The following is a 25,434-nucleotide window of genomic DNA, read 5'->3' as shown; positions in this document are numbered from 1 at the left end:
AACGTTAATCTATTTTTTAATGGTAACCCTTTGGTTAGTAAATTGGTTTACCATTACTGTCTTTGATGCTTGTTTTCCAAGCGGCACGAATTTGTTCTACCACTTCTTTTGGCAATACGGCGTAATCAAGATTTTTCGCTTCATCATTGCCTTTTTCATATGCCCAGTTAAAGAAATTCAGTACTTCTTTTCCTTTAGCCGCATCTTTTTGCGTTTGATGCACTAAAATGAAGGTAGTAGAAGTAATTGGCCAGGCATTTTCGCCTTTTTGATTCGTTAGGTCTTGTGCAAAGCTCTTACTCCAATCAATTTTTCTCGCTGCTGCGCTAAAACTATCGGCAGTAGGAGGAATAACTTCGCCATCCGCAGTGACTAATTGAGTATATGCAAGATTGTTTTGTTTTGCGTAAGCGTATTCAACATAACCAATTGAGCCTGGTAGACGTTGAACAAAGGCTGCGATGCCATCATTTCCCTTACCACCTAAGCCTGTAGGCCATTTAACGGTAGAGCCTGCGCCTACTTCATCTTTCCATGCGCTATTTACTTTAGATAAGTAGCTAGTAAAAACGAATGATGTGCCTGAACCATCAGCACGACGAACAACAGCAATGTTTTGGTCAGGTAGATTGAGTTTTGGATTTAGTTTAGCTATAGCAGGATCATTCCATTTTTGGATCTTGCCTAAGTAGATATTCCCGATAGTCTCACCGTCTAAGACAAGCTCACCGGATTTAATACCTGAGATATTGACTGCCATCACCACACCACCGATGACAGTTGGAAATTGGAATAAACCGTCAGCCTTGAGTTTTTCATCAGCTAATGGTGCATCAGAAGCACCAAAATCGACAGTATTAGCAATGATCTGTTTTACACCACCAGAAGAGCCTATGCCTTGGTAGTTAACTTTGTTGCCAGTTTCTTTTTGATAGCTATCTGCCCATTTTGCATAAACTGGAGCAGGGAACGTTGCGCCAGCACCAGTCAGTGAGGTCGTTGCCTGTGCAGAAAGAGCCGTCATTGAAAGTGCAGCGGCAATGACACTGGTCAGGGTGGTACGCATCAGTTTCATAATCCCTCCTGTGGGATAGGTAGAATAACTTTTCGACATCTATCAACTTCGGTTACGGTACGCACAGACAATAGGTCAGTTAGATGACAATTAAATGTCTTAATTGTGACAGTTTTATGACAAAGCAGAAAAAGAGTGAAAATAATGCATAAAAATAGGTGAGAAAAAATAAGAAGGGCGTTAACGTTAAAAAGTGAGGATATTAATCATCTTCGTCTTCTTGCACTTTTAACGGAAAGTTGGCACGGATCAGTAACCCGCCTTTCGTGCTATCGCCGAGTTCGACAAAGCCACCATGGGCATCCATGATCCGACGAATAATAGATAGACCTAAACCCGCACCGGTTGAACTTCGTGCTTGTTCCCCTTGAACAAAGGGTTGGAATAAACGTTGTCTATCTTCTTTGGCAATGCCTGGACCATCGTCTTCAACTTGAAACCAAGCATATTCTTCATTTTGATTACTTGTGATGCTTATCCAACCATGTCCGTAGCGTGTGGCATTAACAATCATATTGGTAAGCGCCCGTTTGACGGCAATTGGGTTTGCTGTGATATTGATAGGATAAGGGTATAAATGCTCTTCGCTGACTTTGCCTGAGTTAGATTCAGCGCAGATCACTTCACGCAATAGACCATTCATATCACATAATTCTAAAGACATCTCTTTGCCTGTGCGCATATAGTCTAAAAATTGACCGATAATGGCATCGCAATCTTCAATATCTTTATTGATAGAATCAGCAAGATAACTATCTTCAGGACTCATCATTTCTGTAGCAAGACGAATACGCGTTAACGGAGTGCGTAAATCATGGCTTACCCCTGCCATCACCAGTGTTCTATCATTATCTAATGAGCGAATATCTGATGACATTTGATTAAATGCTCGAATAATTGAACGCATTTCAGCAGTGCCAGATTCAGGTATTGGCGGAGGGATCACCCCTTTACCAATGCGTCGTGCTGCATATTCAACTTCATGCAATGGACGATTTTGAAAACGGTTATATAACCAGAAAAATGCCACTACGATGATGATAAAAATAATGGCTTGCCGATAAACGGGTAATAAGAAATTTTGCCCTAATTCGGTAAGTGGTACGCGTATCCATAGCGTGGGTGAGAGTTGGGTATTAATCCATAAAATAGGGTACTCTAGGGTGTTTTCTAGCCAAATCGTCGTATCACTATTGAGATAATCCGTCATCTGCTGGCTAAGTTCTAAATCTTCTCTTGCCCACTCTAAACCGGCTTTTAAAGCGGCGTCTTTATCAAAAAATGAGATACCTAACTCGTTGTAAATTTTATTACGTAGAGCGGGAGAAATTTTAAGTGGGGTGCCATCGACTAAGATCAGTTCTTCCGGTACTAGCGTACGAATTTCATACGCTAATACTTTATTAAATTGCTGGAGGCTTGGCCCGACAATAAGATGCTGTACAACAACATAACTGGCTATCAAGCTAAAAAAAAGTAATAAGATAACCAGAAATAGAGAGCGAGTGAGCTTATTGTGGGGTGAAAGCCTCAGCCTTCTCATTATGATACGCTCGTTCCATCAGGTACAAAGACATAACCCAGTCCCCAAACCGTTTGAATATAGCGAGGATGGGTGGGATCTTCTTCAATCATGCGACGTAAACGAGAAATTTGCACATCAATAGAACGCTCCATCGCACTATATTCACGACCTCGCGCCAGACTCATTAATTTATCACGTGATAATGGCTCTCGGGGATGTGAAACAAGGACTTTTAATACGGCAAATTCACCACTGGTCAAAGGCATATGTTGATCTTCGTGGAACATTTCCCGCGTACCGAGGTTAAGCTTAAATTTACCAAATGAGACAATCGCATTGTCTTGTGAAGGTGCTCCCGGTAGTTCGTTGGCTTGGCGACGAAGCACCGCACGAATACGGGCTAATAGCTCTCTTGGGTTAAATGGTTTTGAGATATAATCATCAGCACCAATTTCAAGTCCGACAATTCTGTCAACTTCTTCCCCTTTGGCAGTCACCATAATAATAGGGATAGGATTGTTTTGGCTTCTCAAGCGACGACAAATAGATAAGCCATCTTCGCCAGGAAGCATTAAGTCGAGGACAATAAGATGGATAGATTCGCGAGTAAGTAAACGATCCATTTGATCGGAGTTTGCCGCGGTGCGGATTTGAAAACCCTGCTCTGTCAAATAGCGCTCTAATAGTGAACGTAGACGTAAATCATCATCCACAATCAGCACTTTATAACTGTCTTGCATCTTTAAGCTCCCGAAGTGCAAATGCTTTTATTAGCGAATTCTATCATTGATAAGAATATTAAACCAAAAACAAAGAATAAATATTAATGATTTATAGGCAAAACTTGTTCTGACTTTGTATCTTAGAATATCACACTATTTATTTATCTTATTCCGAATAATATTTGATAGATAATACGCAGTAATTAACGATGCCACCTGGCGTTTGCACGCTAACTTCATCATCCACTTTTTTACCGATCAGCGCTCTCGCGACAGGGGAATCAATAGAAATCCACTGTTTTGCTGGGTCAAATTCATCAGGGCCGACTAGTCTAAATGTCTTAATGTTCTCATCATCGTCTTCAAGGGTTACCCAAGCGCCAAAATACACTTTTCCTTCTTGACGAGGATCTGGGTCAACAATTTTTAATTCATCAAGACGTTTGGATAAAAAACGAACCCGTCGGTCTATTTCACGTAATCTTTTTTTACCATAGATATATTCAGCATTTTCCGAACGGTCACCTTGAGCCGCTGCTTCAGAGACCGATTGAGTGACGCGAGGACGCTCTTCTTTCCAAAGATATTTTAGCTCTTTATCCAAGGCATGCCAGCCATCACGAGTAATATAGTTACTTTTTGCCATTACCAATAAATACGATCATCAACATTGAATTTCATACAGATACTATAGCGCGAATCACAGAATAATCTGTTATTTTCCTCATAAATGTCATGCTTGGCCTATAATAAGCGGAATTTTTTTCTTATTGCGCGTGTATAATAGCCATCTTTTTTAACCACTCCTCTCGGTAGGTAAATATATTATGAATGAATCATTAAGCCGAATTATTGCACAAGAGCTATCAGTAAAGCCCCAGCAAGTACTTTCGGCCATTACGTTACTGGATGAAGGGAATACGGTGCCTTTTGTGGCCCGTTACCGAAAAGAGGTAACTGGTGGGTTAGATGATACTCAGCTTCGTCAATTGGAAACCCGCCTGAGTTACTTACGGGAACTCAATGATCGTCGCCAAACTATTTTAAAATCAATTGAAGAGCAGGGGAAACTCACAGAAGAATTACGCTCTTCGATTAATGAGACGCAAAGTAAAACAGAACTTGAAGATCTCTACCTTCCTTATAAACCGAAACGTCGTACTCGTGGGCAAATTGCAATTGAAAATGGCTTAGAGCCATTAGCTGATTTGTTATGGAATGAACCACAACATACTCCTGAAGACGCAGCAAATGCATATATCAACCCTGAAAAAGGAATAGATGATAGTAAAGCAGCCTTAGATGGGGCTCGCTATATCTTAATGGAACGCTTTGCAGAAGATGCTGGATTATTAGCTAAAGTTCGCCAATATTTATGGAAAAATGCGCATCTTGTTAGCAAAGTTGTTGACGGAAAAGAAGCAGAAGGCGCTAAATTTAGCGATTATTTTGATACTCATGAGCCGATTGCTCATGTACCTTCTCACCGTGCATTAGCGATGTTTCGTGGTCGTAATGAAGGTATTTTGCAGTTATCACTTAATCCTGATCCACAATTCGAAGAAGCCCCCAAAGAGAGCTATGGCGAACAGTTGATTACGGAGCATTTAGGCTTACGTCTTAATAATCAACCCGCGGATAGTTGGCGTAAAGCCGTTGTCAGTTGGACTTGGCGTATAAAAGTGTTAATGCATCTTGAAACTGAGTTAATGGGTCAGTTACGTGAGAAAGCGGAAGATGAAGCCATTAATGTGTTTGCACGTAACCTAAAAGATCTCTTAATGGCCGCACCTGCAGGTATGCGAGCTACGATGGGGCTAGATCCTGGTTTACGTACTGGGGTTAAAGTCGCGGTGGTGGATAGTACCGGTAAGCTGATTGCGACAGATACTATTTATCCTCATACCGGACAAGCGGATAAAGCCGCTGCTAGTGTAGCGGCATTATGTATTAAGCATAATGTAGAGTTGGTGGCGATTGGTAACGGTACTGCATCACGTGAAACAGAGCGCTTTTTTGCTGATACAGTAAAACGCTACCCAGAAGTTAAAGCACAAAAAGTGATCGTGAGCGAAGCCGGGGCATCGGTTTATTCGGCATCAGAGCTGGCAGCGAAAGAATTTCCGGATCTGGATGTTTCTCTTCGTGGCGCTGTTTCTATCGCTCGTCGCTTACAAGATCCATTGGCGGAATTGGTAAAAATTGACCCTAAATCTATCGGGGTGGGTCAATATCAGCATGATGTGAGCCAAATATTATTGGCAAAAAAATTAGACACTGTTGTTGAAGACTGTGTAAATGGTGTCGGTGTTGATTTAAATACAGCTTCTGTACCGCTATTGACGCGAGTGGCGGGGCTTAGCCAATCTATTGCTCAAAATATTATTGCTTGGCGTGATGAAAATGGCCGTTTTGTGGATAGAAAACAGTTACTCAAAGTGGCGCGCTTAGGGCCTAAAGCGTTTGAGCAGTGTGCGGGATTTTTACGTATTCGTGATGGTAAAAATCCACTTGATGCCTCAACGGTTCACCCTGAAGCCTATCCTATTGTTGAAAATATCTTGCAATCAATACATCAAAAAATTGATCAAGTCATGGGCAATAGTGCATTACTTTCACAAATCAATGCCAGAGAATTTGTCACCGAGCAGTTCGGTTTACCTACCATTAATGACATCTTAAAGGAGCTTGCTAAACCGGGGCGTGATCCTCGTCCTGAGTTTAAAACAGCCACCTTTGCCGAAGGTGTTGAAACAATGAATGATTTAGTCAGTGGTATGATATTGGAAGGTACTGTAACTAATGTGACTAATTTTGGTGCCTTTGTAGATATTGGGGTACACCAAGATGGATTAGTGCATATTTCATCACTGTCGGATAAATTTGTTGAAGATCCCCATACTGTGGTAAAAACCGGCGATATTGTGAAAGTAAAAGTCCTTGAAGTCGATTTACCGCGTAAACGTATTGCGTTAACCATGCGTTTAGATGAAGTGGCTGCTGATAGTGATCATAAACGCCAGTCAGTGACTAAGGATAATGCTTCTAAACATAGTCGCGGGCAAAAACCGACCAGAAACCGCCAATCAAATACGGGTAACAATGCAGGTAATAGTGCGATGAGCGATGCATTGGCCGCAGCATTTGGTAAAAAACGCTAATATCTTACAGGTAGCCATCAATATCAACGTGAAGTAATAAATTTTATTACTTCACGTTTCATAACTATTCACTCAATCTATGGTTTGGTGAATAAAAAGCCAAAAGTAATCAGCAATTAAATTATTTTGTTAATATAAAATATACTTTTAGTCTTTTGTCTGAGTCTGCTTTTATCTAACTTAAGGTATATTGCTAATATAATAGATAGAATATAACGTATTTTATCTTTATATTCATTTGTTGTTTCTTTTATCAACATTTTTCTATTTTCCCTATGGGTGATTAATTTTATATTAAAAATAAGTTGATCCCATTATTAACCTTACTACTGTTATGGTTTAATGGCGGGTAAAATAGAAACGTAAATTAAAATTTATCTTATTTTATTGTTCGTCATAGGATTTGCACAACAAAAATCAATGACGATAGGTTTATTTCACCGATATTGGATGATGAAAATGACATTTAATAAATTATCATTAGGGGTAGTTTTACTTTCTGCTTCATTACTAGCAGGTTGTGCCTCAGAATCTTCTCGCTCTTTAGAGGTTGCTAAAGTGGCTACCTATAATACGACTTACTCAGGACCTAAGAGTGCCATTGCTATTGGTAAGTTTGATAACCGTTCTAATTACATGAATGGTATTTTTTCTGATGGTGTGGATAGATTGGGTAATCAATCTAAAACGATTTTAATTACACATTTACAACAAACAGGCCGTTTTAATGTTTTAGATCGCGCTAACTTAACGGAGTTAACACAAGAAGCGAAGATTAAAGGCCAAAGTCAGCAATTAAAAGGCGCAACTTACGTTATTACTGGTGATGTGACAGAGTTTGGTCGCAAAGAAGTAGGTGATCGCCAACTATTTGGTATCTTAGGACGTGGAAAAACCCAAGTTGCTTATGCCAAAGTGAACTTAAATGTTGTGAATGTGAATACCTCTGAAGTGGTGTTCTCTACGCAAGGTGCGGGGGAATATGAGCTTTCTAATCGTGAGATTGTTGGTTTTGGTGGCACAGCAAGTTATGACTCAACACTTAATGGTAAAGTGCTTGATTTAGCCATTCGTGAAGCGGTGAATAATTTAGTTGCAGGGATTGAAAGCCATGCTTGGCAGCCTGAGCAGTAACCCCAATTTTATAAGGATATAAAAATGTCAAAATCATTGCTGGGGTTGCTATTTGCCTCGTTGTTATTGGTTGGGTGCCAAGCGCCAAAGCCTCTTTATAACTGGGATAGTTATCAAACGGTGGTATATCAATATTATCAACAAAGTGAAAGTGATCCTCATGCGCAAATCGATGCATTGAAAAAAAGCATCGAGGTTGCCCGAGCAAAATCATTAGGCGTTCCACCGGGGTTACATGCACATTTGGGCATGTTATATGTGACCACTGGCGCATTAGACTTAGCCATGAGTGAGTTTGATCAGGAGAAAACTCTTTATCCTGAATCAGCAAAGTTTATGGATTTTCTGATGAAAAATAAGGGAGCACAAAAATGAATCGCATTTTAACGTTAGTTTTTGTGGCATTTGCTTTTGTGTTATCAGGATGTGCAGAGCCAGTCAAAACAGACTATACCGCCTTTAAAGCAAGTAAACCAAAAAGCATTTTAGTGCTGTTACCTAAAAATCAGACTCCAGAAGTAGAAGCTGCCCATAGCTTTTTATCTCAAGTGACTTATCCTTTGGCGGAAGCTGGCTATTATGTTTTTCCTGTCGCCGTTGTTGAAGAGACCTTTAAACAAAATGGTTTGTCAACGGGAAGCGATATCCAAGCGGTGAGTCCTAGTAAGTTACGTGAGATTTTTGGTGCGGATTCTGTGCTCTATTTGGATGTCACCCAATATGGTACTTCTTATCAAGTGATCGCCAGTGAGACGCGTGTCAGTGCCAGTGCTAAATTGGTTGATTTACGTAATGGTGCCTTACTGTGGAGTGGACATGCCAGTGCATCGAGTGCAGAAGGGGATACAGCATCGAATGGTTTGGTGGGCATGTTAGTTTCTGCAGTAGTGACTCAAATTGTTGATACTATTGCAGATAAAAGTCACGAAATTGCAGGAGTAGCAAGTGTGCGTTTACTCTCTGCTGGACATGCCAATGGGATCTTATATGGTCCTCGCTCTCCCCACTATGAAAAAGAGGGACAATAACAGTTTGTTATAGTGATTACTCTTTTAAAAGACGCGGTTTATATTGTAAATATAAGCCGCGTTTTTATTTATCTATTATAAATAATAATTATTCTTATTTATATTGGGCGATTTTATCTGCATTTTATATAAACAGCGTGCGACTACTGATTTGAGAGTGAAACATTAAGGGGGGGAAATGATATATCGCAGAGAACTAACCATCCTTGGTTGATTGTCCATTTCCTTCCGTGGCGCATAATCCTTAATTCGGAATATATAAAGAGACGATTAAATAAGAGAAATATCAGAATGAATGCGAAAAGGTAATGGGGAGTGCTATCTTTCCTTGTAATATAGCGACCTTTATTCTTTTACTGAGCCTCAAATTTAAATCAAAACACGACTTAATTGGATATTAATCAATGTTTAAATATAGAGTATGTAATATTATAAATTAGGTAAAGGGCTAATTATCATTATAATTATAACTATCGAATTATGAGAGAATAAAAATATAATAAAATTAATAAAACGATATATTTATTTATTTTAAAGTGTATTTTGAGTAATATATTTTTTTTAATGTGTTATAAAAATAATCGAAAAAAGATGTGTCATTAAAATGCGCTACTAACATATTGAATAAACTTAATTTATTCATAAATAAATTTTAACAGTAATACTATTTCCGTTTAATGTGATCTATATCATATTTTTTACTTGAGTGATTATTTACAGATAGAGTGAAAAGATCAAAAACAGGATCTTTTTTTCTCTCGTGTTCAGTTAAGCATTTATTGGTTACACTATTATTTCTGGTGGTCATAATGTCTGTTGGCTGGTATGGCACATCGGCGGTTCACTTTTGGAAGGTAGAAGCATGTCAGAACAAACAATTATTTGGGATCTTGACCTGATCCATAAGTATAACTATTCAGGTCCGCGCTACACATCATACCCAACGGCATTGGAATTTAATCAGCAATATAGTGATGCGGATTTCGAACAAGCAACAAAGCGTTATCCCGAACGACCTCTGTCACTGTATATTCACATTCCTTTCTGCCATAAGTTATGTTATTTCTGCGGTTGTAATAAAATTATCACGCGCCATAAACATAAAGCTGATGAATATCTTGATGTTTTAGAAAAAGAAATTATTAATCGCGCTCGCTATTTTAAAAATAGAAAAGTGACCCAAATGCATTGGGGGGGCGGTACTCCCACTTTTCTTGATAAACAGCAAATTAGTCGCTTAGTCGCCTTATTAAGACAACATTTTCATTTTGTGGAAAATGCTGAGCTCTCTATTGAAATTGATCCCCGTGAGATTGAGTTAGATGTTATTGATCATTTACACAATGAGGGATTTAACCGCCTAAGTATGGGGGTGCAAGATTTTAATAAAGAGGTGCAACAAAAAGTTAATCGTGAACAAGATGAAGCATTTATCTTTTCATTAGTAGCAAGAGCGCGTGAAGTGGGCTTTCATTCTACCAGTATTGATTTGATCTATGGGCTACCTAAACAGACTAAAGAAAGTTTTGCTTTTACGTTAAAAAAAGTGATTGAATTGTCCCCTGATCGCTTAAGTGTGTTCAATTATGCCCATTTACCTAATTTATTTGCCGCACAACGCAAAATTAAAGATGAAGATTTACCACTTGCAGAAGAAAAGTTAGAGATCTTGCAAGAGACTATCACCACACTCACCACAAATGGTTATCAGTTTATTGGTATGGATCACTTTGCTAAGCCTGATGATGAATTAGCGGTTGCACAGCGCCAAGGTATTCTACATCGTAATTTCCAAGGATATACCACTCATGAAGAGTGTGACTTATTGGGAATGGGCGTTTCAGCTATCAGTATGCTGGGTGATCACTATGCGCAGAACGAAAAAGTGCTAAAAGAGTATTATGCTCGCGTAAATAGCGAAGGGCATGCGTTGTGGCGTGGACTCTCTCTAACTCATGATGATTGTATTCGTCGCGATGTTATTAAGACCTTGATTTGTAATTTCCATCTTAACTTTACTGAGATTGAAAATCTATATCAGCTTGATTTCCAAGATTATTTTAAAGAAGACTTAGCATTGCTTGCACCAATGGCAGAAGATGGATTGGTGGAGATCAGCGCAGAAAAAATTCAGGTCACTCCAAGAGGACGTTTATTGATCCGTAATATTTGTATGTGTTTTGATACTTATTTACGTAATCAAATGCGCCAACGCCAATTCTCTCGAGTGATTTAGTGGGCAAAAATAAAAGGGAGGGGAGTGACTTAAAACTCCTCTATACCTAACTCTTTTAATTTACGTGTCAGCGTATTTCTTCCCCACCCTAATAAACGTGCAGCATCTTGTTTATGGCCTTTTGTATAGGAAAGCGCACTGAGTAGTAAGGTGCGCTCAAATTGTGGTAGAGCATCATTAAGAATATTTTCTTTGCCTTCACTGAATACCTCATCCGCCCATAATGAAAGATGTTGTGACCAATGTTGAGAGGAGACTCGAGGTATCGATTTGCTCTTCTCATCTGATTGGCGGATCTCTTGAGGTAAATCTTGCGGCATAATCTCTTGGCTAGCGGTCATAACCGTTAACCAACGACATACGTTTTCTAATTGTCTGACGTTACCTGACCAGTGGTATTCCATCATGCAATGTAAACTTTGCTGGTGGAGCACTTTGGTTTCAACACCAAGCTCTCGAGCGGTTTTTTGGAGAAAATAACGCGCTAAGCTTGGAATATCTTCTGTTCTATCACGCAGTGGGGGCAATTGAATACGTATTACATTGAGTCGATGGTAGAGATCTTCACGAAAATCACCTTCCATTACACGTTTTTCTAAGTCTTGATGAGTCGCGGCAATAATACGTACATCGACTTTTACAGGGGCATAACCGCCAACACGATAAAATTGACCTTCAGCCAAGACGCGTAATAAGCGGGTTTGAATATCCAGTGGCATATCGCCAATTTCATCAAGAAAGAGGGAACCGCCATTTGCTTGTTCAAAACGACCTTGGCGTACTTGAGATGCACCAGTAAATGCCCCTTTTTCATGACCAAAAAGTTCTGATTCAATTAAGTCTTTGGGAATAGCCGCCATATTGAGTGCAATAAAAGGGGCTTGTGCTCTCGGACTATGGCGATGAAGAGCATGTGCAACTAATTCTTTACCAGTACCCGACTCGCCATTGATAAGCACACTAATTGATGAGCGAGAAAGGCGACCAATAATGCGATAAACCTCTTGCATCGCAGGGGCTTCGCCAATCATGTCAGAGACAGATTGAAGGTTAGTTTCTGTTGTATTAGGTTGTTTTTGCTCTCGATAGTGCGTAATAGCACGATGAATGAGTGCAAGTGTATCATCAATATCAAAAGGCTTGGGGAGATAATCAAATGCCCCTTGCTGATAAGCATTTACCGCGGCATCAAGATCAGAATGCGCTGTCATGATAATAACCGGCAACGTAGGGTGTTGCTCTTTAACGCTTTTTAATAGAGATAAACCATCAATATCAGGCATACGAATATCTGATAATAATACATCGGGAAGTTCACTATTGAGTGCACTGAGGACGTCATTAGCGTGTTCGAAGGTTTTACATGTAAGGCCTTCTCGTGTAATAGCTCGCTCAAGCACCCAGCGAATAGAGCTATCATCATCGACAACCCATATATTTCCTTTTTGCATTGGTTATCTCCTATTTTATTGGCAAGTAAATAGAAAACTCGGTATTTCCCGGCCAACTGGTAAACTCAATTTTACCGGCGTGTTGGTCGACTAAGCTACGTGCAATGGATAAACCAAGGCCATTTCCGCCTTCTCTGCCACTGACCATCGGGTAAAAAAGCGTGTCTTGTAGATGAGGAGGAATACCCGCACCAGTATCAATCACATCAATGCGAGCCACCAGTCGATGACGTTCACCCTGCAGTGTGACTTGGAACGCTGTTCGGGTTCGCAAAATAATAGTTCCCCCAGTTTTCTCCACTGCCTGTAATGCATTGCGGGTGATATTTAACAAGACCTGCTCAATCTGATCCGGATAGTGTGAAAGCTCAGGTAGACTAGGATCGTAATCTTTGAGTAAGGTGACATTTTCAGGGCATTCTAATGTGATAAGTTGTGCAACACGCTCTACAACATGATGAATACTCTGAAAGGTTTTGGTGCCGGGATGTTGTGGGCCGAGTAACCTATCCACAAGCGCTCTTAGGCGATCGGCTTGTTCAATAATGACTTGGGTATACTCAGTCAGCGCAGGATCAGGTAATGATTTTGCTAATAATTGAGCCGCCCCTCGTAATCCACCGAGTGGATTTTTAATTTCATGTGCCAGTCCCCTAACCAATTCCCTAGCCGCCATTTGTTGTGCTTGTTGTATCTGCTCTTGGCTTAACCGGCGTTGACTATCCATAGGCGCCAGCTCCAACAAAATGTGTTGCTCGGAAATAGGCTGGGCACTGAGCGACATAGTGTGTGATTGGTTATTAATAACCAAAATCACTTCGTTATCAGTGAAGCTTTGCCCATTTGCTAATGTTTCACGCATTAACTGTTCATCAAAAGAGGAATAACTAAACAGTGCGCTAAAAGGGGTTTCAAATAATTTACGACGACTTTGAGCCAGTAATTGCAATGCAGCATGGTTTGCATAGCAAATAATAAACTCTTGGTTGATAACCAATACTGAGTGGATTAATGAATCCAAAATAAGTGTGTTATCAGGTAAATCCGCCGTTTCCATATTGAATACTCCCATTGCACCATTTTAGTGCATCTTACCTTTTTTAACAGATGCCTCATTAGAGAGAAAAGAGCCCATCCGAAGATGGGCAAAATAGCTTCACGGCAACAAAAAAATCATAAGCAAAGTAAGTACTTTAACTATTGTGCGTTACGCACTGTAATACATTTCAAATTCAAGTGGGTGTGGTGCCATACGAACACGCTGCACATCAGTACGTAATAGCTCAAGATAAGCGTCTAAAGCATCATCAGTGAATACACCGCCACGGGTTAAGAATTCACGGTCATTATCAAGGGCATTGAGCGCCTCTTCTAATGAACCTGCCACTGTTGGGATCTCTTTAGCTTCTTCTGGGGGTAAGTCATAGAGGTTTTTATCCATGGCATCACCTGGGTGAATTTTATTGATAATACCATCAAGACCTGCCATTAATTGAGCTGCAAATGCAAGGTAAGGGTTAGCTAAAGGATCTGGGAAACGCACTTCGATACGGCGTGCTTTCATGCTAGCGACTACCGGAATACGAATGGATGCTGAGCGGTTACGGGCAGAATAAGCCAGCATAACAGGGGCTTCAAATCCCGGCACTAAGCGTTTATATGAGTTAGTGGTTGGGTTAGTAAATGCGTTTAATGCACGAGCATGTTTGATAATACCACCGATGTAATACAGCGCCATTTCAGATAATCCGCCATATTTATCACCAGCAAATAAATTGACACCATTTTTAGACAGTGACATGTGGCAGTGCATACCTGAGCCATTATCACCCACTAAAGGTTTTGGCATAAAGGTCGCGGTTTTACCAAATACGTTAGCGACGTTTTGTACTACGTATTTATAAATTTGAGTTTCATCTGCTTTTTTGGTCATGGTATTAAAGCGGGTTGCCACTTCATTTTGACCTGCAGTTGCGACTTCGTGGTGGTGTGCTTCAACCACTAAGCCCATCTCTTCCATGATATTACACATGGTCGAGCGAATATCTTGTGAGGAATCAACCGGAGGGAGAGGGAAGTAACCTCCTTTTACCATTGGGCGATGACCTTTGTTACCTTCTTCATATTGTGTATTGGTATTCCATGCTGCTTCAATATCATTGATGGCATAAGAAGCACCAGAGATATCATTTTTAAAACGAATATCATCAAAAAGGAAGAATTCAGGTTCAGGGCCAAATAGGACGGTGTCAGCGATACCACTTGATTTTAAGTAGTCTTCTGCACGTTTTGAGATAGAGCGCGGGTCACGATCGTAACCTTGCATAGTGCCTGGCTCTAAAACATCACAACGAATAATTAATGTTGGATCTTGGAAAAATGGGTCAAGCATCGCTGTTGTAGCATCAGGCATTAGCACCATATCTGATTCATTAATGCCTTTCCAACCACCAATAGAGGAGCCGTCGAACATTTTTCCTTCTTCAAAGAAATCATCGTTAACTTGATGCGCCGGAATAGTAATATGTTGTTCTTTACCGCGGGTATCAGTGAAACGTAAGTCAATATATCTAACTTTATGTTCTTCAATCATGGATAACACATGTTCAAGGGACATAGTAACTCTCCTGGCGAATGGTTTTATTAAGTGCAGTGGCCTTACACATTTTTCGGTGAATTTTTTGCTCACCTAAACTCTATTGCGAAAAGCATGCCAACTTATCTAAAAAGGGATATATACTGTATTGATGAAGTTTAGTGTAGAATATCCCCCGTGATTTTTTAATTATTGCACAAATTTGGTGCAAATTAAGTCTGAATAGTTGCACAATTTTGGTGCAATCGGTTCAAGACGACTTATTTCTGAGGCGTGAAAAGGATCACAATTCAATTAATTGCATATTGTTAAGCAATCATTATTGTGATCTTGTTTAGTCTCTCGTCTAAAGCGTGTACAATAACACGCTTATTTCTACAATGCCTGAGGCAAATTTTGTGATCGAAAACTTGCGTAATATCGCCATCATCGCCCACGTTGACCATGGTAAAACTACTATTGTCGATAAATTACTACAGCAATCTGGCACGTTCGGTGAACGTGAAACCGTTGCTGAGCGCGTGATGGACTCTAATGATCTCGAAAGAGAGCGCGGAATTACTATTCTTGCGAAAAATACAGCGATTAAATGGAATGACTATCGTATTAATATCGTAGATACCCCAGGACACGCCGACTTCGGTGGTGAGGTAGAACGCGTTATGTCTATGGTAGACAGCGTTCTATTGCTGGTTGACGCGATGGATGGCCCAATGCCACAAACTCGCTTTGTGACACAAAAAGCGTTTGCTAACAACTTAAAACCTATTGTTGTTATCAACAAAGTTGACCGTCCAGGTGCACGCCCTGATTGGGTTGTTGATCAGGTCTTTGATCTGTTTGTTAACTTAGGTGCGACTGACGAACAACTGGATTTCCCAATTATCTATGCATCAGCATTAAATGGTATTGCGGGAACAGATTATAATGACATGGCTGATGATATGACTCCATTATATGAAGCTATCGTCAAATATGTAGAGCCGCCAAAAGTCGATCTGGAGGGTACCTTCCAGATGCAGATTTCTCAGTTAGATTATAATAACTATCTGGGTGTTATTGGTATTGGCCGTATTAAGCGCGGTAAAGTAAAACCTAATCAACAAGTGACTATCATCGATAGCGAAGGTAATACCCGCAACGGTAAAGTAGGTAAAGTATTAGGTCATTTAGGCTTAGAGCGTATCGATGTTGACGTTGCAGAAGCTGGCGACATCATTGCGATTACAGGTTTAGGCGAATTAAATATTTCTGATACGATTTGCGAAGTAGGTGCTGTGGAAGCATTACCTGCATTAGCCGTTGATGAGCCTACTGTTAGCATGTATTTCTGTGTTAATACATCACCATTCTGTGGTCGTGAAGGTAAGTTTGTTACTTCTCGTCAGATTTTAGATCGTCTGAAAAAAGAGTTAGTTCATAACGTAGCACTGCGTGTTGAAGAGACTGAAGATCCAGATGCATTCCGTGTATCAGGTCGTGGTGAATTACACCTATCAGTACTGATTGAAAATATGCGCCGTGAAGGTTACGAATTAGCCGTATCTCGTCCGAAAGTTATCTTCCGCGAGATTGATGGTCGTAAACAAGAGCCTTTCGAACAAGTCACTATCGATATTGAAGAACAGCACCAAGGTGATGTGATGCAAGCGATGGGTGAGCGTAAAGGTGAAATGCGCGACATGCAACCAGATGGTAAAGGACGTGTACGTTTAGACTACATTATCCCTAGCCGTGGTTTAATTGGCTTCCGTACTGAGTTTATGACGATGACATCAGGTACTGGTTTACTGTACGCAACATTCAGTCATTATGACGATGTGCGCCCAGGTGAAATCGGTCGTCGTAATAATGGTGTGATGATCTCTAATGGTCAGGGTAAAGCCGTTGCTTACGCGCTATATAGCTTACAAGATCGTGGTAAGTTATTTGTTACTCATGGTGCAGAAGTTTATGAAGGCCAAGTTATTGGTATTCATACTCGCTCTAATGACTTAACAGTAAACTGCTTAACAGGTAAAAAACTGACAAATATGCGTGCTTCTGGTACGGATGAAGCGACAACGCTGACGCCACATATCAAGCAAACATTAGAACAAGCATTAGAGTTTATTGATGATGATGAATTAGTGGAAGTGACTCCACAATCTATTCGTTTACGTAAACGTCATCTCTCAGAAAACGATCGTCGTCGTGCTTATCGTAGCAAAGACTAATTTGTTATTCTGATAATATAATTCTTAGGGCGCGTTAAGCGCCCTGAGTTTATAAAACCCCGTCACTTCTGTGAAGTGATCCTAGCTCTACCCTTGCGGTATCGAAAGATTACAGTGCGTACCTGATAAGAGCACCAATCAACGGACTAGAGATTTTTCGATTGCACCATCGAAAGAAGCCCAACCTAACCAGAAGTATCCAACTTAGCTAGTTGCACGAGCTAAGGCACAATAACCGATCATGGAGAAAAGCAAAGACAAGAAGATGTTGTCGCTTCGCTCTGTTTTGATTAGTACCACATTGAGGCATTAGGTTTTTATGCTAAATGCTATAAGTCTTTCATGTGACGTTTTATCGCCTCTTCACTTTCAGTAAGCCAGGCATCTCGTGGTTCTTGGTCTTCTTGCTCCTTTTTCCATAGTTCTATTTGCGCCTGACTAAACCGATTTTTCCTTTTATCATTTGGTTGAGCCTTTTTCATTTGTGCATCTCAGTCTCGGGTTTTACTTTTTTCGCTTTCATCCGATATCTCATAAATCATTGACTACTTTTAAAAACGTTAATCGCATTTTTAAGTTTAAAAAAGAGATGCTCAGAACCACCCAAAAACCAACAGAAACTGTGCTAAACTGCCAATACAGATTTGTATTATGAGATGCGTTTGTTGCTTAAAATTGTTTTGATGGGGAATTAGAGATAAATGGGCAGTTTTCACTAACTAGGCCGTTTAACATAATGGGTCTTATCTGAAACTAAAATGTAATAACAAAAGATGTGTGATAATGACAAAAAGATCAGATATTGATGGAGGCAGAGTTATCTACACCAAATAAATTGGATGGATAGATAAAGGTCATGCAAAAGGTGAAGATGCATCCACTTTAATGAGTGTTCTAACTGCAGGAGACTATAGTACTAAAGAGCCATATTTTACCTTGAAGTACACTCAATACATGGGAAGAGGAAGAAGTTATGGGGTGTCAAAAATAACTCGATGGAAGGTTAGAAGAGGATTATCAGATAATGATAAAAAGAGAGTAGCTCTTACTATTATTATGTATACCACTCATAAATTTGAATCTCTTCAAGATTCTTTTCCTTTTAGTTGGTTTACGGATAGTGGTTATAGTGGAGAGGATTGCATATCAAACTTATTAGGATTTTACAGAGCAGTTAGTGACGTAGACCCAATGACATATTTAACAGTATTAAGTAAAGAAGAGGCTTATCGTCGCTGGGATTATTACGGCTCTATTGGTAAATATAAAAATAAGCTTTTCAAACCGTTAATTTTTCCTGATCCAGCTATTTATCCAAATAATGCAAGACCTTACTTCGTTTCATTACCATGCTATTTGGATCGCGTAAAACCGATAGAAGATATTAGAAATAATAGTATTTTAATTCATGTAAAAGATACAACAGGAATAAACATTGGAGCTGAAAGTGAATGGATTAAAATTGAATAAATTTTTTATTTTTCCAATATTATTGATTTTATCTTTAATGACGACCATCATTTTACTGATGTTTCCTGGTGACAGAGAATATACCAAGTTAAATTTCGTTTATTATTACCTATACACTTTTGATGAGGTCAAAAAAATAGATTTTATATCAGATGAATATATCATTATCTATAGACCCATAGATGGAAATTCAAATGAGTCCAATGATGTTATTTTTTTTAATATAAAACCTGAAAAGAACATAGCTCTTATTGATAATCTATCTAAAAATGGATTCACCTCTACATATGATGATTTCTATAAAGAAGAGCGATGGGTTAAAGATAATATACATATAAAAATATCTATTGATGAAAAATCAAGAACCACATCACTTTTTGTTGAGAAATCTTAAATGTTTTGACTAATACTATCACCTGACATTCCTGCACAAATGTGATCCCAAGATATACTTTCATATCTAATAGTAATATCTTCATATGGTTGTGCATTAGCATGAATAAGTGAGTTCGGATAATGCGCTGATATACCTATAATGCTAGCTTTTGTTATTTTTCATTCCTTGATTTCCATTTACAACTCAAGTGTTGTTTCTTGTCTTATATACAACTTGAAAGTTGTTTTTATTGCTGTATACAATTTATAAGTTGTTTTTTGTTTATATACAACTAAAATGTTGTATATAATGCTAATGTAATCACTGAAATGGTTTAGAGTTAATTATGAAGACTATTAATGAAATTGCTAATTTAATAGCGGAACAACGTAAAAAATTAGGTATTGAGCAAAAAGATATGTATCTACGTATCGGTATGAAACAGCAACAATACCAACGTATAGAATCAGGAAGTGATTTAAAACTATCAACCTTATTAAGAGTATTAGAAGGACTAGATTTAGAGTTATCAATTAAGGCTAAAAATTCTAATATAAACCCTATGATTGCAAGTACTGTGATAGCGAATAAAAGCGAAATTGATTTGAAAGATGATGGGGATGATCTCGACTTTTGGTTTAAAACAGAGGAATAAGGTATGAATAAACAAATCGAGAAAGTGGAAGGCCTTAATATTCAGCTACATGGCATTTTAAATGCTTGATGAGCATAAAGAGAAATTAGTATTACATTGGGCACAGTTGCATGATGATTTTAAAATCATAGGAAAATAAATGGGGAGAGAGTACCTTATCATCACATGGCAATTCCTTTATAGATAAGGATGCTTCTCGTCTTATTTTTCGTCTCTTCCCCTTCTGGTTTTATGTTTTTCAAAAAATTAGGTGTGAATATGGTATTTTTTATCGTTTAAGCCTATTCACTCAAGCAATTTATGATTAAAGTAAAACGAGTTTTCTATTATGGAGAGAATTTATGCTTTATATCTTTGATATGGGTAATGTGATTATCGATATTGATTTCAATCGTGTTTTTGCCGTGTGGAGTAAACTCAGTGGGGTTCCATTAGCCAGTATAAAAGATAATTTTACGACTGGGGAAACCTTTAAATTACACGAACGAGGCAATATTACGGATATAGAATTTGCAGAAGCTGTCTGTGCTGAGCTTGGTATTGGACTGAGTTTTGAACAGTTTGCGGAAGGATGGCAGGCTATTTTTATCGCTGTTCGCCCAGAAGTCATAGATATAATGAATAAGCTAAGAGAGCAAGGTCATCGTGTGGTGGTATTGTCAAATACTAATCGATTACATCAAGATTATTGGCCTCAGCACTATCCTGAAATCGCCGCTTCAGCGGATTTTCTCTATTTATCCCAAGATATCGGTATGAGAAAGCCAGATCCTGAAGTGTATAAATATGTGCTACAGTCCGAAGGCGTTGAAGCACAAGATGCTGTCTTCTTTGACGATTTACAAACTAATGTCGATGCAGCCATTGCGTTAGGTATTCAAGGTGTTCATGTCGTAGATAAAAATACGGTTGTTGAATACTTTAAAGATCATGATTTTACTCTCCCAGTAACAGAATAACGTTGTAATAGGATAACAATTAATTGAATTTGTTATCCTTTTTTTATAAACACATATTCGGTGTTAATCAGGAATACAGTATGATTGCGTTAATCCAAAGAGTGACACAAGCGAAAGTCGATATTGCCGGTGTGACTGTTGGTGCCATTAATCACGGCTTACTCGTGCTATTAGGAGTAGAAAAAGACGATAACCAACAGAAAGCAAAAAGATTGTGTGAAAAAGTGTGTGGTTATCGTATTTTCAGTGATGAAAATGACAAAATGAATCTGAATGTACAACAAGCAGGTGGTAGCCTATTAGTCGTATCGCAATTTACACTGGCCGCTGAAACCCAAAAAGGGATGAGACCGGGTTTTTCTAACGGAGCGCCTCCTGAAATGGCTGAAAATTTATATCACTATTTTGTTGAGCAGTGTAAGCAACAAGGTTTAGAAACCCAAACAGGGCAATTTGCCGCCGATATGCAGGTCACCCTGACTAATGATGGCCCAGTGACATTCTGGTTGCAGGTCTAGTTGAATTATAATAGGAGCTTACTATGTATCATTTACGAACCCCTAAGACGCAAGCAGAATTAGCAGCTTATTATACTTTTCGTTGGGAAATGCTTCGTAAACCGTTACATCAGCCCGAAGGCTCCGAAAAAGATGGTTATGATACCTTAGCGCATCACCAGATGGTGGTTGATGACAGTGGGCAACCCGTTGCTATTGGTCGTCTCTATATAAATGCCGATAATGAAGGTGCAATCCGCTTTATGGCGGTACGTGAGGATGCTCAAGGTAAAGGATTAGGCTCTTTAGTTGCCATGGCGTTAGAGTCTTTAGCTCGTCAAGAAGGGGTAAAGCGTATTGTTTGTAGCGCCAGAGAAGAGTCCGTTCGTTTCTTTGAAAAATTAGGTTATGAGAATTGTGGTTTAGTCACAGGCCCTCAAACTACCCCGATCAAACATTACTTTATGAAAAAAAGTATTGAATCATTAGATGATATTCTCCATCGTCCTGATTGGTGCGCGGAGTTGCAAAAACAGTGGCATCAGCATATCCCCCTAAGTGAAAAAATGGGATTACGTATTACGCAATATACGGGCACCCGTTTTTATACCACGATCCCTGAATCCGGTAATCAAAACCCACACCATACTATTTTTGCCGGTAGCCAGTTTTCTTTAGCAACACTGACCGGTTGGGGGCTGATTTGGTTGTTAATGCAAGAGCATAAACTGCAAGGCGATATTGTGCTGGTGGATGCGCATATTCGTTATCGAAAACCAGTCTCAGGTCGGCCGTCAGCCGTTGCTGATATGGAAAATTTAAGTGGTGATTTAGGACGATTAGCGAAAGGAAGCAAAGCACGTATTAAGTTAGATGTTGATATTTGTGGTGATGAAGGAACGGGGGCGGTTTTTAGCGGCACTTACATTGTGTTACCCTCACAAAATAAACAGTACTAAATAATAAATCTCTATTTAATTGAAAATTAAGTTATTTATTGTTTTTATCTCTCTTTTTTTCTACCTTTTTCTTATCATGGAAATGAGGAGTGAGAAATCTCTGCTTTAGTGTCTACCTAATAGTGTTTCTATCGTCACTTAATTGAGGTATATTCCGCAGTTTACGGAGGGAAGCATGGACACCAATTTATCTACTCGTCTTAATAAATATATCAGTGAAAGCGGTATCTGTTCACGTCGTGAAGCCGACCGTTATATCGAGCAAGGTCTGGTTCTTATCAATGGTAAGCGCGCAGGCATTGGCGATCGCGTAACGGCGGGCGATGAAGTGAAAGTGAATGGACGACTAATTGAAGCGCAAGATAATTCTGAGCTGGTGTTGATCGCACTGAATAAACCTGTAGGTATCGTCAGTACCACAGATGAAGGTGAGAAAGATAATATTGTTGATTATGTTAACCATAGCACCCGTATTTTCCCAATTGGTCGTTTAGATAAAGATTCTCAGGGACTGATTTTTTTGACTAACCATGGTGATCTGGTCAATAAAATCTTACGGGCGGGTAACTCCCATGAAAAAGAGTATTTGGTCACGGTTGATAAACCCATTACTGATGAATTTATTCGCGGTATGGGGGCGGGTGTTCCTATTCTGGGACAAAAAACCAAGAAATGTAAGGTGAAAAAAGAAGCCGCAATGGTATTTCGTATCACCTTAGTACAAGGTCTAAACCGTCAAATTCGTCGTATGTGTGAATATTTTGGTTATGAAGTCACCAAGCTTGAACGTATCCGTATTATGAATGTTAGTTTGGCGGGATTACCTGTCGGGGAATGGCGTGACTTAACGGATGATGAGCTGATAAAGCTATTTGATGCTATTGAAGCATCAAGCTCTGAAGCCCCTAAACAGAAGCAAAATAAACCTAAGAAACAGATAAGTAGTAATGCGAAAGCGTTAGGGATCCATATTCCGAAAACAAAAACCAAAGAGACGGAAAATAATACGCGTAAACGCTTTGCACAACCAGGGCGTAAAAAGAAAAAACGTTAGTTTGTTTCTTTTATCATTCTGAGTTAAATAAGCGCCTATAGCGGGAGAAATTAGCGCTTATCCCGCTTTATTCCTTAGTGCAATCAATCACTCTAAATCCAGTTCATCGAGTTTCTTTTGGCGACGTTCAAGTACAATGGCGGCTAATTCTGCATCCATAATACGCCCCATTAGCGTGTCATAATCCTGTTTTGATAGGCAATAAAATAACGGAGTTTGGTTATTATCACACACTTCGACACTACTACTATTTTCAAGTGCGGTTAAGGGTGCTTGCTGAAATTCATCAAGAGTGATTGTTGGCAGGGAAAAATTGTCATCAGACATGAAAACTCCGCAATAAGAAAATAGAAAGAGTCTGCATTGTAACGCTTTTTGCAGCAGGCGCAATCTATGCGCCTGCTAAACCATCAAAAGGATAAATTATTTATTATTTCGCCGTCTTGCATCTTGTCATCGATAGGCGTTTGGTCATCTTTTTTACCTATTAATGTACCATTTAAGGTCGGTATAACAGCGTCAGCGGCTAAGTTACCTTTAAGCTTTAAGGTAAATTGTCCTGTTTCATCGGTAGGTTGCGATAATTTCCAACCCATATTATTAGGCAAAGAGAGGGGCACATTCAGCCCATTGACGATAAGAGAAAATAGTCTTTGGTTATTGTTTTGTTCTAATGCAGCAGAGCCACGTACAATGCCTTTATCTACGAAAGCAGAAAACTGTGGGATAATGGCAGTATCTTGTTGTGTCATTAATGTTAGGTCAGGGCGGCGAAGCTCTATGCCATTTAATGTACCACTATCAGCACTTAACGTCGCGGTGCCTTGCCATAATCCCCATTGCCCATCTTTGGCGATGATTAAATTTTTCAGTTGGCCTGTTAGGCCGGTAAATTGAAAAGGAAAGAGGGGATTAATATCAATGAGGATAGATTGGTTTAATGATAACTGCTTAATATTGATACTCTTCACATCTTGCTCAATAGGTTTAGCAAAGAAGGAGAGCCATTGCTCAGGTAGGGTATATAAAATACCTGAGAGTGTTGCATCTTCAATATTTAAAGTCTTTGTCTCGCTGTTCCATTGTCCTGCTAGTTTTATTAGCCCTTTTTCATAGCGTAAGCTTAAATTATCTATGTTAAATAAATTATCTTGCTGATTTAACTTAGCGATCACATCAGTGACATGTTGATTTTTATACACAATATCATCGGTGTTTAGCTCACCGGATGTCAGTGATAGGCTATTATTCCACGCAATTTGAGAAAACTGCCCAGCCAATCCACTTATTGCCCACTGTTTCCCTTCGGCAGTAAAATCAACAATGTTCAATTGCTTGATAGTCATTACTGGAGATTGACTTAATGATTGTTGTAACTCTTCTAAGGTTTTTGTGGATTGCCAACGCAGTCCGGTTAAGTAAACATCATTAAGTTGCCATTGGTTATCTTGATATTGGCCTGATAAAGAGAGTGAGCCATTAAGGAACTGGGTGGCTAATTTTTCAATCAAAATACGATTTGGTTGATATTCGCCAGCAACAATAAAATTATTAAAGCTATTTTTTCCTATCATGCCATCAGCAATGGAAAACTGAAAATGCCCCGCACCAATAGGATCGGTCGAGGTAGGTTTCCAAGGTGTGATACCTCCCGTTATTTTGTTAGCGCTAAAGGTGAATGTTGTGCTAGATGTTGGCATGCTATCTAACTGCATATTTTTAAACTGGAGAATATCTGCACTAACAGGAAGGGGAGCTATTTTATTAGCTAAAATAATTTTACCATTCTCTAAAGTAATTTTTTGCAGATGGGACGGCATAGTAAAAAATTGCCAGTTAAATCTAAGTTGTGCTGATTGGGCTAATACGACGGTTTTATCTTGTTTGGGGTTAATGGACAGATCATAAACAACAATTTGTTCTGGTTGAGTTAAATCATGTTCAATACCGGAAAAGCGAATGTCATAATCACTATACTGTGTTAACCATTCACTGGTTTTTTGCGCACCCCATTGTGTTTGAAGAAAGGCATAAATCACAATAATAAATAAAATAACGATAAGTATCAGAGATACCAAACTTTTTATCAGCCAGCGCATAACCTTTCTCCTGTTTTATACTCCATCAAAACATCATACAGTTATGCCTGAAAATTGACTTTTGCTCAAGTATTCATCAATAAAAGAGTAGTTATGGCACTCTCTTTTATCTAGCCGATATTCTTGCCTAAAAGTAAATAATAATTTTGTTGCCTTAAGTAATAATTAAATCATGTTATTAATCAATTTATTAAATGCGCTATTCCGATTAAAGAGTGAAA

General features: G+C 39.1%; 23 protein-coding genes. 13 read left to right on the top strand and 10 right to left on the bottom strand.

What is annotated here, in order from left to right:
* Positions 1–34: 34 nt before the first annotated feature.
* From pstS to greB, 4 genes are all read right to left on the bottom strand, one after another.
* The gene (gene pstS / locus AACV00_RS16500; RefSeq protein WP_004246790.1) at positions 35–1,075 is read right to left on the bottom strand and encodes a phosphate ABC transporter substrate-binding protein PstS; all 1,041 of its coding nucleotides are present in this window, start codon (positions 1,073–1,075) and stop codon (positions 35–37) included.
* 202 nt (positions 1,076–1,277) lie between these two features.
* A complete protein-coding gene (envZ, locus tag AACV00_RS16495) occupies positions 1,278–2,618 on the bottom strand; it encodes a two-component system sensor histidine kinase EnvZ (protein ID WP_004246791.1) in 1,341 nt (446 codons plus the stop codon).
* Positions 2,618–3,340, bottom strand: coding sequence for an osmolarity response regulator transcription factor OmpR (ompR, locus tag AACV00_RS16490; protein WP_004246792.1), 723 nt, complete (start codon positions 3,338–3,340; stop codon positions 2,618–2,620). The genes envZ and ompR overlap by 1 nt, the downstream gene beginning before the upstream one ends.
* 148 nt (positions 3,341–3,488) lie before the next feature.
* Complete coding sequence (greB, locus tag AACV00_RS16485) at positions 3,489–3,968, bottom strand: transcription elongation factor GreB (protein WP_004246793.1); 480 nt, start codon at positions 3,966–3,968, stop codon at positions 3,489–3,491.
* A gap of 181 nt (positions 3,969–4,149) precedes the next feature.
* On the opposite strand from greB, the gene AACV00_RS16480 reads away from it, so the two are divergent.
* The 5 genes from AACV00_RS16480 (at position 4,150) to hemN (ending at position 10,881) form a co-directional block, all read left to right on the top strand.
* Complete coding sequence (locus tag AACV00_RS16480) at positions 4,150–6,483, top strand: Tex family protein (protein WP_161680225.1); 2,334 nt, start codon at positions 4,150–4,152, stop codon at positions 6,481–6,483.
* Positions 6,484–6,936: 453 nt separating this feature from the next.
* Positions 6,937–7,617, top strand: coding sequence for a CsgG/HfaB family protein (locus tag AACV00_RS16475; protein WP_012368537.1), 681 nt, complete (start codon positions 6,937–6,939; stop codon positions 7,615–7,617).
* A 24-nt stretch (positions 7,618–7,641) separates the two neighbouring features.
* Positions 7,642–7,992, top strand: a complete 351-nt coding sequence (locus tag AACV00_RS16470; protein WP_004246796.1) for a DUF4810 domain-containing protein — start codon at positions 7,642–7,644, stop codon at positions 7,990–7,992.
* Entirely contained in the window at positions 7,989–8,645 is a 657-nt protein-coding gene (locus AACV00_RS16465; RefSeq protein WP_004246797.1) for a DUF799 domain-containing protein, read from the top strand. Before AACV00_RS16470 ends, AACV00_RS16465 begins: the two co-directional genes overlap by 4 nt.
* Before the next feature lie 862 nt (positions 8,646–9,507).
* Positions 9,508–10,881: an oxygen-independent coproporphyrinogen III oxidase gene (gene hemN / locus AACV00_RS16460; protein ID WP_004246798.1), complete on the top strand. Its 1,374-nt coding sequence runs from the start codon at positions 9,508–9,510 to the stop codon at positions 10,879–10,881.
* 29 nt (positions 10,882–10,910) lie between these two features.
* Here the strand turns inward: hemN and glnG are convergent, their stop codons facing one another.
* The 3 genes from glnG to glnA form a co-directional block, all read right to left on the bottom strand.
* Positions 10,911–12,332 (bottom strand): nitrogen regulation protein NR(I), encoded by a 1,422-nt coding sequence (glnG, locus tag AACV00_RS16455; RefSeq protein ID WP_004246799.1) that lies wholly within the window; start codon positions 12,330–12,332, stop codon positions 10,911–10,913.
* Between the two features lie 10 nt (positions 12,333–12,342).
* The gene (glnL, locus tag AACV00_RS16450; protein WP_004249083.1) at positions 12,343–13,389 is read right to left on the bottom strand and encodes a nitrogen regulation protein NR(II); all 1,047 of its coding nucleotides are present in this window, start codon (positions 13,387–13,389) and stop codon (positions 12,343–12,345) included.
* Between the two features lie 150 nt (positions 13,390–13,539).
* Positions 13,540–14,949, bottom strand: a complete 1,410-nt coding sequence (gene glnA / locus AACV00_RS16445; protein ID WP_004246801.1) for a glutamate--ammonia ligase — start codon at positions 14,947–14,949, stop codon at positions 13,540–13,542.
* A gap of 359 nt (positions 14,950–15,308) precedes the next feature.
* Here glnA and typA point away from each other — a divergent pair, with 359 nt between their 5' ends.
* Positions 15,309–17,144, top strand: coding sequence for a ribosome-dependent GTPase TypA (typA, locus tag AACV00_RS16440; protein WP_004246802.1), 1,836 nt, complete (start codon positions 15,309–15,311; stop codon positions 17,142–17,144).
* 329 nt (positions 17,145–17,473) lie between these two features.
* On the opposite strand, the gene AACV00_RS16435 is transcribed toward typA, so the two are convergent.
* On the bottom strand, positions 17,474–17,626 hold the full coding sequence (locus AACV00_RS16435; protein ID WP_165329570.1) for a hypothetical protein: 153 nt from the start codon (positions 17,624–17,626) through the stop codon (positions 17,474–17,476).
* Positions 17,627–18,122: 496 nt separating this feature from the next.
* Here AACV00_RS16435 and AACV00_RS16430 point away from each other — a divergent pair, with 496 nt between their 5' ends.
* The 7 genes from AACV00_RS16430 to rluF all read left to right on the top strand — a co-directional run bounded on the left by AACV00_RS16430 (position 18,123) and on the right by rluF (position 23,114).
* Entirely contained in the window at positions 18,123–18,614 is a 492-nt protein-coding gene (locus tag AACV00_RS16430; protein WP_237584918.1) for a hypothetical protein, read from the top strand.
* Entirely contained in the window at positions 18,592–19,008 is a 417-nt protein-coding gene (locus AACV00_RS16425) for a hypothetical protein (protein WP_004246806.1), read from the top strand. Before AACV00_RS16430 ends, AACV00_RS16425 begins: the two co-directional genes overlap by 23 nt.
* Before the next feature lie 328 nt (positions 19,009–19,336).
* On the top strand, positions 19,337–19,645 hold the full coding sequence (locus tag AACV00_RS16420; protein WP_004246808.1) for a helix-turn-helix domain-containing protein: 309 nt from the start codon (positions 19,337–19,339) through the stop codon (positions 19,643–19,645).
* A gap of 341 nt (positions 19,646–19,986) precedes the next feature.
* Complete coding sequence (yihX, locus tag AACV00_RS16415) at positions 19,987–20,604, top strand: glucose-1-phosphatase (protein WP_004246809.1); 618 nt, start codon at positions 19,987–19,989, stop codon at positions 20,602–20,604.
* 80 nt (positions 20,605–20,684) lie between these two features.
* Positions 20,685–21,122, top strand: coding sequence for a D-aminoacyl-tRNA deacylase (gene dtd / locus AACV00_RS16410; protein WP_004246810.1), 438 nt, complete (start codon positions 20,685–20,687; stop codon positions 21,120–21,122).
* A gap of 23 nt (positions 21,123–21,145) precedes the next feature.
* Entirely contained in the window at positions 21,146–22,060 is a 915-nt protein-coding gene (gene fabY, locus AACV00_RS16405; protein ID WP_004249085.1) for a fatty acid biosynthesis protein FabY, read from the top strand.
* Between the two features lie 175 nt (positions 22,061–22,235).
* Complete coding sequence (rluF, locus tag AACV00_RS16400; protein ID WP_049203255.1) at positions 22,236–23,114, top strand: 23S rRNA pseudouridine(2604) synthase RluF; 879 nt, start codon at positions 22,236–22,238, stop codon at positions 23,112–23,114.
* An 87-nt stretch (positions 23,115–23,201) separates the two neighbouring features.
* Here the strand turns inward: rluF and AACV00_RS16395 are convergent, their stop codons facing one another.
* Both AACV00_RS16395 and AACV00_RS16390 read right to left on the bottom strand, forming a co-directional pair.
* Positions 23,202–23,441: a hypothetical protein gene (locus AACV00_RS16395; RefSeq protein WP_004246813.1), complete on the bottom strand. Its 240-nt coding sequence runs from the start codon at positions 23,439–23,441 to the stop codon at positions 23,202–23,204.
* 83 nt (positions 23,442–23,524) lie between these two features.
* Complete coding sequence (locus AACV00_RS16390; protein ID WP_161680227.1) at positions 23,525–25,213, bottom strand: AsmA family protein; 1,689 nt, start codon at positions 25,211–25,213, stop codon at positions 23,525–23,527.
* Positions 25,214–25,434 lie beyond the last annotated feature (221 nt).

This window comes from Proteus sp. G3927, from assembly GCF_963894685.1.
Taxonomy (GTDB): Bacteria; Pseudomonadota; Gammaproteobacteria; order Enterobacterales; family Enterobacteriaceae; genus Proteus; species Proteus mirabilis.
This window is presented reverse-complemented; position numbering and strand designations above follow the sequence as displayed.